Raw genomic sequence first — 13397 nt, 5'->3', positions numbered from 1 at the left:
GCAGTAATTTAGAGGTTGTACAAAACGCCTATTTAGAAACGATCCTGTCATATTCATATGGTTCCAGATCGTCCATATAAAAATATAACGGATTTTGGGTTTGATTGTTTTTTCTAATTTCATAGTGAAGGTGTGGCCCGGTTGAGCTACCGGTGTTCCCCACATAACCAACTAACTGCCCTCTGCCTATGGTATCACCTTTCTTAACAATATATTTATTAAGGTGAGCATAAATTGAAAGATAACCAAACCCATGGTCCACTTTGACTACCTTGCCGTAGCCTGAGGCATAATAAGCTGCTTTAACGATGCCTTTACCTGTGGAGTAAACGGGACTACCGATTTGCGCCGCATAATCGATTCCATGGTGCATTTTCCATCGTTTATAAATTGGATGCAGTCTTCTGCCATAGTATGAAGAAATATAAATCTCGTCTTTTTGTGATATTGGTCTTATTGCGGGTTTTGCTGCATAAAACTCATCAATATATTGCACCAAACTTTCAACCTCATTGAATGATTTTTTTTGTATTTCTATTTGCTTTTTAAGCTTATCAAACTCCCGGAACACTGAACTTAAATCGTCGGCATACTCCATTCCTGCAAATTCACGGTAGCGATCAACACCACCAAAACCTGCCTCCCTTATATCTTTGGGAATAGGCTTTATTTCGGCAAATGGGCGGTAAATTATATCATCATTCTCTTCTATATCTACCAAGGTATCGCGCAAAGCGAAAATAGCATCTTTCTTTTCAATAATTTCTTCGGCTAATCTTTCATTTTGCTTGGAAAGTATCCATTCATGGGGAGTTAAGCGATAGCTATTTAAAAATATAAATGCGCTTATGGATAAGACAAAAATTATAGAAGATACCCAGAGGGTTGTTCTATAAAAAAGTTTCCTGTTTTTCTTTACAGGTTTATAGGTTAATGTATGTGGATCAAGATAGTATCTTGTATTTGAACTCATAAGTAAATCTTAAACTATTGAATATCAACCCCCTACAATCATTAACAGATTATTGACACTCTAAGTTTGCATCTGTTTCGTACAAATTTACAAACAAATTATTAAGAAAAAAATTATTTGCCCTGCATTTGACTACCCTACAGTCTTTTTCGATTAATTAACAAATAATTCCGATAAACACACCTTTAGTTTTCCCTAACTGTGCAATTTTAGTTCTACTTACAAATGCATCATAATGAAAAAGGGGCTGTCGTTTAAACAGACCCCTTTGCAATTTGTTTACAGTCTTTTAAAATTAGCACATTAAAAATTAATGCACTAGCTGGTTGGTTTTATTGAACTGGTTATATAAACTTATTATTTATACTCTTTTATTTCAATTTCGTTTGTTAGTGCGTATAAAGCATTTGTTGCCAGCGCCTTCATTTCATCTTCTCCGGCATAAACTACAATCGGGGCAACAAATCCCACCATTTCGCGCACATAATCAACTAAATATTTGTTATGTGCAATTCCTCCGGTCAGTAATATGGCGTCGACTTCTCCTTTTAGTACAGCCGACATCTCTCCTATTGCTTTGCCTACCTGATAGCACATTGCATCCTGAACAATTTTCGCTTTTTCATCACCACTGCCAGCTGCTTTCTCTACGCTATAGGCATCATTTGTATCCATATAGGCTACTAATCCGCCTTTCCCTTTAATCATTTTTTTCACATCTTCAAGGGTAAATTCGCCGCTAAAGCAGAGTTTGGCCAAATCACCAGCAGGTAGTGTTCCGGTACGTTCGGGTGAAAAAGGACCTTCTCCGTCAAGGGCGTTATTCACATCTATTACTTTACCCTTACGATGTGCACCAACTGAAATACCGCCACCCATATGCGCAACGATAAAATTCAAATCGTGATATTTTTTGTGCATTGAACGGGCATGAATTCTTCCGATTGCTTTCTGGTTGAGTGCATGGAAAATAGATTTCCGTTCAAACTTTGGGTGACCAGCAAAACGTGCCACATCCTGTAATTCATCAACAACCACAGGATCGGCAATAAATGCCTGTGCATCTTTCACTTCCCGGGCAATGTTGTGTGCAATCAATGCACCCAGGTTTGAGGCGTGTTCACCGCGCTCAGCCTTTTTTAAATCTTCTATCATCCTATCATTCACAACATAACAACCACCTTCAACAGGCTTTATTAGTCCGCCTCGTCCGACGATAGCACTTAATGATTCTATTTCTATTTCGGCATTAGCAAGTTCTTGCAGAATGATATCTTTTCTGAACTGAAATTCATCAGCAACTTTCTCAAATTTTTCGAGTTCGTCGCAATTATGCCTTAGGGTTTTGAGGAATAACGATTTGTCGTTTTCATAAACGGCTATCTTTGTGGATGTTGATCCGGGATTGATAGCCAGAATTCTGTAACAGCAATCCATATCTATTTGGTTTTTTACTAATTATTTTCGCTCATTAAACATGAAAGGGCCACACAATAAAACTTTGATTTCGCACTTTCACTTCTCGACATTACAACAACGGGTTTTTCTGTGCCCTGGATTAGTCCGGCCAGTTCACCACCGCCAAACAACATTAAACCTTTATAAAAACTATTGCATGCCTCCAGTGTTGGGAATAAAAGCACATCAGCATCACCTCCTACGGGCGTGTTTACTCCTTTTATTTTTACACTTTCGGGGTCGCATGCCAAAAACACATCCAGCGGGCCATCGGCAATGCATGGTTTGGTTTGCCCACGCTCAGCCATTTTGCTAATCATAGCATAATCGATACTATTGGGAAACCCTTCGCTAACTTTTTCAGATGCTCCAATAAGGGCTACCTTGGGCTTTTCAACACCAAACTTATTGGCCATTTGGACGCTATAATTAAGCATGGCCACCTTCTGTTTCAAATCGGGAAAGGGTAATACTGCAGTATCGGTAACAAACAAAAGTTTGTGATATTTAGGCAATTCAATTGCACACACATAACTCATCACAGCTTTTGGTGGCAACAGCCCGTCTTTTTTATCAAGAACTGCCTTTAAAAACTTATCTGTCCCTACGAGCCCTTTCATTAATACATCTGCCTCGTCATTTTTAACAAGTTTTCTTGCATGAAATGTGGCCTCAGTTTCATCTTTAATATCAATGATTTGAAAAATACCGGGATCAATATTTTGTTGCCTTGCTGCGCTTTCAATTTCGCTTTTAGGGCCAACCATTAATGCTTCTGCAAAACCGTTTTTCACAGCCTCTGCTAAAGCTCCAATGGTATTTGTATCCTGTGCATTGGCCACAGCTATGCGTTTTTTTTCTCCTTTGCTTTTTAAATACTCAACCATTTGGTCGAGTTTTCGGATTGGTTTCATAAGCTGCACTTTTAAAAGCAAACAGGGAATTCCGAAGAAGTCCCTGTTTACAATTTTATTATTTTGACATCAAGGCCGCCAGGGCAATAGAGTACAATTTGGTCTGCGTACTGTCACCCCTCGATGACAATACAGCCGGCACCTTTGCTCCTGCCACTACTGCACCCAGTTCTGTGTCAGATAATTTCGTACTTGTTTTGTAAAAAACATTTCCTGATTCAATATTCGGAAAAAGCAGGCAGTCCGCATCGCCGGCCACTTCGCTATCGATTTTTTTGACTTGAGCTGATGCTTTATCAACAGCAAGATCGAGTGCTAATGGGCCCTCGACAATACCCCCCTTAATTTGGCCACGTTCCGACATTTTTGCCAGAATAGTAGCTTCAGATGAGGACGGCAAATCAGCAATAACCTGCTCCGAAGCAGATATAGCTGCAACTTTTGGTTTTTCTACACCTAATGATTTGGCTGCGTGAATCAGGTAGTTGGTTATGGCAATCTTTTGTTTTAAGTCTGGCTGCGGAATAACAGCAACATCCCCCACAATCAGAAGTTTATGGTATTTTGGATTCTGGATAACGGTAACGTGGCTCAGAATACCTTTCGGAGGGAGTAAACCATATTCTTTATTCAGAATACCCCGCATATATTTATCAGTACTCAGAAGGCCTTTCATAAGTACATCGCCATCTCCATTGGCCACCATTTCTACTGATTTATTGGCAGCTTCAACGTCAGTATCGACGTGCACAATAGTGAATTTACTGATGTCAATTCCTTCGCTTTCACATGTTTGTTTAATAACTTGTTGATCGCCTACCAATATGCCATCGACTATACCTTTATCAATAGCTTCGCTTACAGCACCGATTGTATGTGCATCGTTGGCCCAGGCAGCAACTAGTTTTTTCCTGTCCTGATTTTTCAGGGCATCAAACATTTGATCGAGCTTCTTAATCATTATATATTGAGTTTTACGTTATTTATTTTCCACAATATTTACAGTATCCTTGGCAATTACCAACTCTTCGTTTGTTGGCATAACAACAACTTTTACCCTGGAGTCATCGGTACTAATTACTGTTGGCTTACCGCGCAAACCGTCGTTTTTCTCAGGATCGATTTTTATTCCAAGGTACTCTAAATCACTGGCAACACCACGGCGTGTTGTGTCGGCGTTTTCGCCTATTCCACCTGTAAAAATGAGTACATCAAGCCCGTTCATAGCTGCTGTGTATGACCCTATATATTTTTTGATGCGATAATCGTAGGCTTTTAAAGCATTAGCACACCGTTCATCTCCGTTTTCGGCAGCTTCTTCGATGGTTCGCATATCTGAACTAACTCCAGTTAAACCAACCATACCACTGTGCTTATTTACTAATGTATTGGCAGATTTTAGTCCAATTTCCTCTTTTTCCATGATAAACATAAAAGCACCTACATCCAAATCGCCTGAACGAGTTCCCATAATTAGGCCTTCCAGAGGAGTGAAACCCATTGAAGTATCTATTGACTGACCTCGATCTATAGCAGCAACAGAAGCACCATTACCCAAATGGCAGGTTACAATTTTGTGGGTTTCCATTTTAATCTTGAGCATCTTGCATGTTTCCTGTGCAACAAACCGGTGGCTTGTTCCATGAAATCCGTAACGGCGAATACCGTACTTTTCGTAAAGTGCTTGTGGTATTCCGTACATGTAGGCATGAGCTGGCATGGTTTGATGGAAAGATGTGTCAAAAACAGCAACTTGTTCTACATTGGGAATTAATAACTGAATGGCATAAATTCCTTTAAGGTTGGCCGGGTTGTGCAAGGGTGCCAGTTCAGCACACTCCTCTATTTTGCCTATTGCCTCTTCTGTCAGCAGTGCACTTTCTTTGAAATGTTCGCCACCATGAGCTACTCTGTGGCCCACTGCTCCAATTTCATCAAGGCTTTTAATAGAACCGTGTTCCTTACTAATTAGCACTCCAAGAATATATTCAATTCCGGTTTGGTGATCAAGGATTTCACCTTCTAGTTTCACCTCGTCGCCATCATTACGCTTACTTTTAAGAAAAGAACCTTTTAAACCAATTTTTTCAACAATACCTTTAATAATTAGTTCTTCGGTAGTCATTTCCAGGAGCTGGAATTTGATAGATGAACTTCCGCAATTTAAAACTAAGACTTTCATTTGATTATTTTTTTGATTTCATGCCTTAGAAAGATCAATTTATAAAGACTTTAGCATTTCTTGCTGTAATCTTACCAAGGGCTGAAATTCTGATGTTTATAATTTATTTTTCGGTACTGGCTTCAATAATATTTTTTTTAAGCTTCTGGCCATTCTCATCATACTCATAAAATCCTTTATGCGTTTTACGGCCAAGATAACCTGCACGAACCAACCTTTTCAGTATTGGTGATGGTTTATACTTGTAGTCTCCAAATTCTTCGTAAAGGTTATCCATCCATCGTATTACGCGATCGAGGCCTATTTTATCTGCCATCTCGAAAGGTCCTAAAGGCAGCCCCAGACCATTACGCATACTGAAATCAATACTTTCCATATCGCTCACGCGTTCCATGAGTACATCGCAAGCCTCACTGATGAAAGATACTGCCAAACGGGCTGTTACCAATCCCGGAGATTCCTGTACAGGAATCGCAGTTTTGCCAATTAGTTTCGCAAAACGTCTTACATCCTCGCAAATTTCATCGGATGTATGCAATCCTTTTACTATTTCAATTATACTGGCCTCAGGCGCAGTAGTTGAAATATGCAGACTAATACACCGGTCTTTATGTTCCAGCTCCGCTGCCAACTCAGTAATGACAAGTGTAGTAGAATTTGTTGCAATAATTGCGTGAGGAGAAACATGCTTTTCAATATTTCTGAAGACCTCTTTTCTGATATCTACAGATTCTTCACGTGTACGTGATAAAATCGATTCTATAACGAGATCGCAATTCTGAAAATCAGCATAATCCAGGGTACCTTTAATACGTGATAAGATACTTCTCTTATCTCCCTCTGTCATACCCCAATGATTAATCTGATGGTCGAGCTCTTCGGTTATTTCTGCGAAGGCCTGATCTATTTTAGCCTGACTTAACTCAAGAAAAACGACTTCAATACCTTTTCCTGCAACCATCAGTGCTATTCGCTGACCAGTATTACCGCAACCAACTATTCCAATGGTTGAAAACTGGCTTTTGGGTTTTGATTTTGCGCTTAAACCATATTTTTCAATAGGTTCAACTTTTATTTCCGACATACGGCTTGAATTTTTATGTTTTAGTATTAAATACCAAATGGCAGTAGGTGTAACAAAACACCAATCTGCCATTCGATTATATTATTCTGATTTTTTTGCAATACATCCCTTTTAATTGGGCTATTTAATTTAAATTATTGTTTTTCGCTGGCAGCCTGATTTACTGTAATAGCAACCAGATTTACAATATCGCTTACCGAGCAGCCACGTGACAAATCGTTTATCGGTGCAGCCATGCCCTGCAAGACCGGACCAATCGCTTCCGCGCCCGCCAGGCGCTGCACAAGTTTGTATGTGATATTACCCGTTTCTAATGTAGGAAATACCAATACATTTGCTTTACCTGCAATTTCACTACCCGGTGCCTTTTTATTACCAATAGCGGGAATAATGGCCGCATCAGATTGTAGCTCACCATCGATTTTCAGGTCCGGAGCTTTTTCCTGGGCCATTTTTGTAGCATCAACAACTTTATCGACCATTTCATTTTTGGCGCTTCCTTTAGTAGAAAATGATAGCATCGCAATTCGAGGTTCAAAACCGCCTATTGCTTTTGTTGTTTCTCCTGTTGCCACAGCAATTTCGGCAAGTTCTTTAGCTGTAGGATTGGGATGAACTGCGCAATCGGCAAAAACTAAAATACCTGATTCGCCATATGTTTTATCGGGCAAAATCATAAAAAATGCACCAGACACAACACTGATGCCGGGTTTGGTTTTTACAATCTGAAAAGCGGGGCGCAATACGTCTCCTGTAGCATTGTCTGCTCCAGCTACTTCACCGTCTGCATCGCCTTGTTTTATCATCATTACTGCAAGATACAATGGATCATTCAGTAACTTTTCAGCCTCTTCTTTGGTAAGCCCTTTCTTTTTTCGAATTTCTACAAGGGCATCAATATATTCTGATTTCTTAGGATGGTCTTTAGGATCTACAATTTGTGCTTTTCCTATTTCAGAAAAACCAGCTTCTTGTGCCATTGCTTTAATCCTTGCTACATCTCCTAACAATATTATATCAGCAATACCCTCTTTTATCAAAATATTGGCTGCTTCAAGTGTTCTGGCTTCTGTGCCTTCCGGTAAAACTATCCTTTGTTTATTCGCTTTCGCTTTTTCCTTAATTGTTGTAATTAAATCCATTGTAAATCAGTATTTTAACTTGCATTCCATAAATGCCCAAAGATAACAATTTTTGGCCAATTGCGGGGCAAAATTCTAAAAAAGAGACGAAAAAAAATATGTTAAATATCAATGTTTTAATATAACCTTGATGGATTTCCGGGATTATCTTGTTTTTTTGTGTTAAAATTATGTGCAATGGGGAACTTATCAAACAATAAACAAGCTACTTTACTGGCTCTTCTGGCTACATTTTTCTGGTCAACAGTAGCTACTGCCTTTAAATTCGGACTTGAGCAACTTACTCCAACGCAGTTTCTATGCTGGGTAATCATCATTGCATGGGTAATACTTACCATTATTATACTGAGTACCGGAAAATGGAAAATAAAAGTCGATAAGCGCAGCAAATACCTCGCACTGGCTGGAGGCATATTAAATCCTTTTGCTTACTACCTGGTACTGTTTCACGCATACAACCAGCTACCTGCACAAATTGCGCAATCATTGAACTATACATGGCCGCTTGTACTGGTAATTTTTTCCTCCATCTTTTTGCGCCAGGCTTTTAAACCGATGGTCTTTTGGGGTATGCTGATTTCATTTGGCGGAGTATTCGTTATTTCTTATGGCAGCATGCATTCAGCTCTTGAAGTTAACCTAACCGGAATTTTGCTTGCTGTTGGTAGCAGTTTAATTTGGGCCTCGTACTGGATTGTAAATAAGCTTTCAAACACACACCCAATTCAGCAAATATGGTTAAACTTCACATCTGCCATCGTTTTAATGGTGCCATACACATTACTGACAGATGGATTGCCAGTTCCGCAACTTCAAGGCAGCCTGGCAGCAATATACGCAGCATTATTCGAGATGGCCCTTACCTTTGTGATTTGGCTCAAAGCTTTGCAGCTGGCATCTTCAACCGATAAAATAAGCCATTACATTTATTTCTCACCCTTTTTGTCGCTGGTATTTATAAACGCGTTTTTACATGAGCCCATCCTGCTCTCCACCATTGGAGGACTGGTGCTTATTGTTACAGGCATAATCTGGACTGAATATGCAAACAAGTTCCGAAAACCCTCCAATACAAACACTTAAAAAGGCTTTAAAAGGTAAAAACCTTATAATTTGCCAAATTATTAAAAATATGATTATTTTTGATTCTCATGGAAATCCTATAAATCTAATTGGTTATGCTCACAGATAAGGATAAACAACAACTGCAGGAAAAAGGCATGAATGCCCAAATAGTTAAGCAACAACTGGAAAGGTTTAAGACCAGCTATCCACAACTGAATATTATAGCGCCGGCAACTCCGGAAAAGGGTATCAACAGATATGGCGAAGAGGATAAAGAAAAGTTGAGAAGCCTCTATCAGAAGAAACAAAAAAACGCCAAGATATGTAAATTTGTTCCTGCAAGCGGGGCTGCAAGCCGCATGTTCAAAAAAATATTTGAGATACTTGCAGCCTATGACGGTTCAGAACAAAAATATTTGGAACTTTTAACAGATCGCGGACCAAATTCAGTGTATTTCCTTTGCGAGCATATCCATGATTTTGCTTTTTATGACGACTTAGAACAAATTTGTTCCGAAAAAGGAGACTGCATCGAAAGTAAATTCAATAAAAAAGACTATGTAGGAGCCCTCAACCTTATAGTATCAGAGAAAGGCCTCAACTATGGGAATTATCCAAAAGGATTAATCAAATTCCATAAGTACAAAAACGAAGAGCGCACTGCACTTGAGGAACATCTAGTTGAAGGTGCCATGTATGCCAAATCCAACAAAGAAGTCAATATTCACTTTACAGTTTCGCCGGAATTTTATGATTCGTTTGAAAAACACATAAATGAAATAATCCCCACATATGAAGAGCGTTTCAATGTTAAATTCAACATTGATTTATCAGTTCAAAAAGCACATACCGACACCATTGCTGTAACCATGAAAAATGAACCGGTCAGGGACGATGAGGGATACCTTGTATTCAGACCTGGTGGCCACGGATCATTATTGGTTAACCTTAATGAAATAGATGCCGATTTAATTTTCATAAAAAACATCGACAATATAGTAACCGATCGTTTAAAGCCGGTTACTGTTGAATACAAAGAACTACTTGGTGGCGTTTTATTGGATTTTAAAGATAAAATCAATCATTACCTGGAAAAGCTTACGAGCAATGCAGAGTTGAAAGACGCTTATGTTACAAAAATTGCCAATTTTGCCAATCAAAGATTGAATATTGATATTCCGAATGATTTTAAAAGCTATGATAAGCCACAAAAAATTAAGTACCTGATTGAGAAATTAAACCGTCCCTTCAGAGTTTGCGGAATGGTAAAGAATGAAGATGAACCAGGTGGAGGTCCGTTTTGGGTAAAAGATGTTAATGAAGAAGAAAGCCTTCAGATTGTGGAAAGTTCACAATTTGACAAAGAGGACAAAACTCAAATGAAGGTTTTTGAGGCTGCCACACATTTCAACCCTGTTGACATTGCTTGCTCAACCAAAGACTTTAAAGGCAATAAATTTGATCTTGACAAATATGCTGATCCGGAAACTGGTTTTATTTCGCACAAAACGATGAAAGGTAAGCCTGTAAAAGCACTTGAGCATCCTGGATTATGGAATGGCGCTATGGCAAACTGGACTACAATTTTTGTCGAAGTACCAATGGAAACGTTTAATCCGGTGAAAACCATTAACGATCTTCTGCGCAAGGAACACAGGTTTTAATAGTTAGGTGTTTACACATTTTTTTCGCACCTTTGTCCTCATTTTTAAAATGAGCAAAACGATTTTTAATCTACTTGCCGAATATGATGCATATACCAGATAAATTCAATTATAATGAGGATTTTAGTGATATTTTAAAGCAGTTCGATGAAATGCTGACGCTTGAAAGAGCAAAGTATTTTGATGTGGAAATATTCACTGAGATAATTAATTATTTGATTGACACCAACCAAAAAGAGAAAGCCAAGCAAGCACTTAAAATTGGGTTAAAACAACACCCTAATGCAGAAGAATTAATTCTTAAAGATGCTCAGTTTTCAATCATTACACAAAACTTCAAGCGCGCCAAAAACATACTCAAAGATCTGCTAAACACCAATAAAGCGGATGCTGAGATTTATTACTATTTGGGAAAATTACAACTGGCAACAGATAAACTCAACAAAGCCATCAGATACTTCGATTCGGCTCTCACACTTGCTGAGATCGACGAAAAAATTTCGCTTCTATACATGATTACAGATGACCTGATGGATAAGGGAGAGTACCATAGTGCTGTAAATTACTTACATCAGGTACTTGAAATAGACCAGTACGATTTCGAAGCGCTCATTGATTTAGGTACCTGTTACAAAGAATTAAACCAAATTTCCCACGCCATTGAGGAGTTTGATAAATATCTTGATCGCGATCCGTTTAACGAAATGATTTGGCACCAATTGGGGAACCTTTATGAGTATAAAAACGACACTAAAATGGCACTGGACGCCTACGAGTTTGCAGCTGCCATAGAGCCCGAATACGCCTCGGCTTACTTTAGTATTGCTCTCATTTACAGTCGTGATGAACAATATGACAAGGCCATAAATTACCTCGAAGAGCTTATATCGCACGAAGGTAAAAACCTGCATGCCTACTTTTACCTGGCAGAAAGTTACTACCAAACAGGCCAAAAAGACCAGGCCATGCTAAACTTTGAAAAAACCCTGAGCCTGGACCCTGACTTTGCCGATGCATGGTTTGGAATAGGAGAAATTTATTACGACGAAAATAAAATTACCGAAAGCCTGGTTTACGTAAGAAAAGCGATAAAAATAGACCCTGAAGAACCGCTATTCTGGTTAAGACTCGCTACCATTCAGCAGAGCATGAAATACCTGACATATGCAGTGAAATCATATAAAAAGGTAATAAAACTTGACCCCTTTGATGAAAAAGCCCGTGTACACCTTGCTGAGTGCCATTTTGAATTAAAAGAGTACCAGGAAACAATAGAGCTTTGTGAAACGGCGTTAGAAACATTCCGTGACCCGGCTTTTTATTATTTATGGGGAGCAGCTTTAGTTGAAAAAGAGGAGCTCACTGACGGGTTAAATAAAATTGAAAGCGGACTCAAAAAAGACAAGGAAGCCTTTAACAACTTTGTATATTTTTACCCAAAAATACTTAGCTTTGACGCTGTTAAAAAGCTCGTCAATTTATATGAAGGACTTTAATGATAAAGTAATATTAGTAAACACAATATAAAATGAAGGAAAATCGGAAATTTCAACTTCGGTGCGAAAAGTGCCAATATGTAGTAAAAGACCTGAGCGAATGGTTTAGCAACATGCAGAAATGTCCCAAGTGTGGACATAAAGTTGTGTATGCTGAATATAGCGAAGATATAAATAATGTTAAAGCATTTATTAATGAACAGAACGGAAAAGCGAAAAATGTTTTTCACTATTTCGATTTCTTACCAATAAATGATCGCGAAAATATCATCACCTCAGGAGAAGGTGTAATTCCGGTTGAAAACTGGGATTTCCTTGCCGATTTTGCAAAGAAACAATACGGAATTGACTGCGAAGTTGTAGCTTACCGGAATGATATGAACCCCGGTACAGGTACTTTTAAAGATGTAGCAGCAGCTGTTGCAGCCTCCGCTTTAAAAGAAAACGGTATAAAAGAGTATGCCGTGGCCAGTACCGGTAACATAGCAAATGCATTTGCCCATTATTTAGCAAAAGCAGGTATATCGCTTACAGTATTTATTCCACAAGATGCACTAAAAGCAAATGAAGCAGAGGTAAATACCTATGGTCAGCGCGTTGTGCGGGTTAAAGGCGACTATGCCAAAGCCAAAGAAATAGCAGCGCAATATTCAGAAAAATACGGCATATTACTATCAGGTGGAAATACAGACCCGCTGCGTGTTGAGGCAAAAAAGACCATGGTATTTGAATGGCTTCGCCAAATAAACAAAATGCCTGACGTTTATATTCAAGCGCTCAGTGGAGGTACAGGGCCTATAGCCATAGATAAAGCAGTGAATGACCTGAAAGGCTCAGAACTTGAAATTAAATTACCACGATTTATAATGGTTCAGCCAGACCATTGTGCGCCAATGCGTATGGCATGGGACAAAGCCAAATCGAACGGTTTCCCTGAGGGTTGGGAAAATGATTACCCTACACTTGAGAACCCGGTGACTAAAGTACCAACACTGGCAACCGGAAAACCCGGAACATACCCGATAATTGGAAGCCTTACGAAAAAAAGTAATGGTGAGATCATTGAATTCAATGAAAAAATGATTGCCGATATCTCAAGACTCACTGCTTACATCAAACACATTCAAATCGGTCCGGCATCTGCAATTGCTGTAGGTGGGTTCTTTGAATCATTACATCAGGGCATTATCAAAAATGGCGAAACCGTAATGATTAATGTTGGCGAAGGCGTGCGCAGAGCACCCAACTTTATGGAAGAGATGATTTACACCACACAACATGCTTCATCTATTGAAGAAATAGATCGTTACGAAAGATCTGTTTACAATGAAAAACTGTGGGAACCTTTTATCAACTACAAAAAATAGGACCAATAAATAAAGAAAACTGCCGGATAAGTTTATGCTTTTCCGGCATTTT

General features: G+C 38.9%; 11 protein-coding genes. 4 read left to right on the top strand and 7 right to left on the bottom strand.

The genetic code is table 11. The annotated features are described in order from the left end of the window. Positions 1 to 28: 28 nt before the first annotated feature. The 7 genes from VJ937_RS01695 to pta form a co-directional block, all read right to left on the bottom strand. Complete coding sequence (locus VJ937_RS01695; protein WP_324065189.1) at positions 29 to 973, bottom strand: M23 family metallopeptidase; 945 nt, start codon at positions 971 to 973, stop codon at positions 29 to 31. A gap of 357 nt (positions 974 to 1330) precedes the next feature. Beyond that, the gene (buk, locus tag VJ937_RS01690) at positions 1331 to 2410 is read right to left on the bottom strand and encodes a butyrate kinase (protein WP_324065188.1); all 1080 of its coding nucleotides are present in this window, start codon (positions 2408 to 2410) and stop codon (positions 1331 to 1333) included. 17 nt (positions 2411 to 2427) lie between these two features. After that, positions 2428 to 3345 (bottom strand): phosphate acyltransferase, encoded by a 918-nt coding sequence (locus tag VJ937_RS01685; protein ID WP_324065187.1) that lies wholly within the window; start codon positions 3343 to 3345, stop codon positions 2428 to 2430. A gap of 58 nt (positions 3346 to 3403) precedes the next feature. Then, positions 3404 to 4306, bottom strand: coding sequence for a phosphate acyltransferase (locus tag VJ937_RS01680; RefSeq protein WP_324065186.1), 903 nt, complete (start codon positions 4304 to 4306; stop codon positions 3404 to 3406). An 18-nt stretch (positions 4307 to 4324) separates the two neighbouring features. After that, positions 4325 to 5527 (bottom strand): acetate kinase, encoded by a 1203-nt coding sequence (locus tag VJ937_RS01675; protein WP_324065185.1) that lies wholly within the window; start codon positions 5525 to 5527, stop codon positions 4325 to 4327. 103 nt (positions 5528 to 5630) lie between these two features. Beyond that, positions 5631 to 6611: a 3-hydroxyacyl-CoA dehydrogenase family protein gene (locus VJ937_RS01670; RefSeq protein WP_324065184.1), complete on the bottom strand. Its 981-nt coding sequence runs from the start codon at positions 6609 to 6611 to the stop codon at positions 5631 to 5633. A 134-nt stretch (positions 6612 to 6745) separates the two neighbouring features. Beyond that, complete coding sequence (pta, locus tag VJ937_RS01665; protein WP_324065183.1) at positions 6746 to 7753, bottom strand: phosphate acetyltransferase; 1008 nt, start codon at positions 7751 to 7753, stop codon at positions 6746 to 6748. Positions 7754 to 7930: 177 nt separating this feature from the next. On the opposite strand from pta, the gene VJ937_RS01660 reads away from it, so the two are divergent. The 4 genes from VJ937_RS01660 to VJ937_RS01645 all read left to right on the top strand — a co-directional run bounded on the left by VJ937_RS01660 (position 7931) and on the right by VJ937_RS01645 (position 13345). Next, positions 7931 to 8836 (top strand): DMT family transporter, encoded by a 906-nt coding sequence (locus VJ937_RS01660; RefSeq protein ID WP_324065182.1) that lies wholly within the window; start codon positions 7931 to 7933, stop codon positions 8834 to 8836. Positions 8837 to 8931: 95 nt separating this feature from the next. Further along, positions 8932 to 10482: a DUF4301 family protein gene (locus tag VJ937_RS01655; protein ID WP_324065181.1), complete on the top strand. Its 1551-nt coding sequence runs from the start codon at positions 8932 to 8934 to the stop codon at positions 10480 to 10482. Between the two features lie 83 nt (positions 10483 to 10565). Continuing rightward, on the top strand, positions 10566 to 11978 hold the full coding sequence (locus tag VJ937_RS01650; protein WP_324065180.1) for a tetratricopeptide repeat protein: 1413 nt from the start codon (positions 10566 to 10568) through the stop codon (positions 11976 to 11978). A 32-nt stretch (positions 11979 to 12010) separates the two neighbouring features. Beyond that, positions 12011 to 13345, top strand: coding sequence for a threonine synthase (locus tag VJ937_RS01645; protein WP_324065179.1), 1335 nt, complete (start codon positions 12011 to 12013; stop codon positions 13343 to 13345). The last annotated feature ends 52 nt before the right edge of the window (positions 13346 to 13397 follow it).

Origin of the sequence: Salinivirga sp., from assembly GCF_035268865.1 — a bacterium.
Lineage (GTDB): Bacteria > Bacteroidota > Bacteroidia > Bacteroidales > Salinivirgaceae > Salinivirga.
The sequence above is the reverse complement of the archived record's forward strand: the minus strand, read 5'-3'. Positions and strand labels throughout refer to the sequence as shown.

Bases quoted from the DNA above. Each gene is read 5' to 3' on its own strand.
- VJ937_RS01695 (WP_324065189.1), bottom strand. From the start codon at position 973: ATGAGTTCAAATACAAGATACTATCTTGATCCACATACATTAACCTAT.
- buk (WP_324065188.1), bottom strand. From the start codon at position 2,410: ATGGATTGCTGTTACAGAATTCTGGCTATCAATCCCGGATCAACATCC.
- VJ937_RS01685 (WP_324065187.1), bottom strand. From the start codon at position 3,345: ATGAAACCAATCCGAAAACTCGACCAAATGGTTGAGTATTTAAAAAGC.
- VJ937_RS01680 (WP_324065186.1), bottom strand. From the start codon at position 4,306: ATGATTAAGAAGCTCGATCAAATGTTTGATGCCCTGAAAAATCAGGAC.
- VJ937_RS01675 (WP_324065185.1), bottom strand. From the start codon at position 5,527: ATGAAAGTCTTAGTTTTAAATTGCGGAAGTTCATCTATCAAATTCCAG.
- VJ937_RS01670 (WP_324065184.1), bottom strand. From the start codon at position 6,611: ATGTCGGAAATAAAAGTTGAACCTATTGAAAAATATGGTTTAAGCGCA.
- pta (WP_324065183.1), bottom strand. From the start codon at position 7,753: ATGGATTTAATTACAACAATTAAGGAAAAAGCGAAAGCGAATAAACAA.
- VJ937_RS01660 (WP_324065182.1), top strand. From the start codon at position 7,931: ATGGGGAACTTATCAAACAATAAACAAGCTACTTTACTGGCTCTTCTG.
- VJ937_RS01655 (WP_324065181.1), top strand. From the start codon at position 8,932: ATGCTCACAGATAAGGATAAACAACAACTGCAGGAAAAAGGCATGAAT.
- VJ937_RS01650 (WP_324065180.1), top strand. From the start codon at position 10,566: ATGATGCATATACCAGATAAATTCAATTATAATGAGGATTTTAGTGAT.
- VJ937_RS01645 (WP_324065179.1), top strand. From the start codon at position 12,011: ATGAAGGAAAATCGGAAATTTCAACTTCGGTGCGAAAAGTGCCAATAT.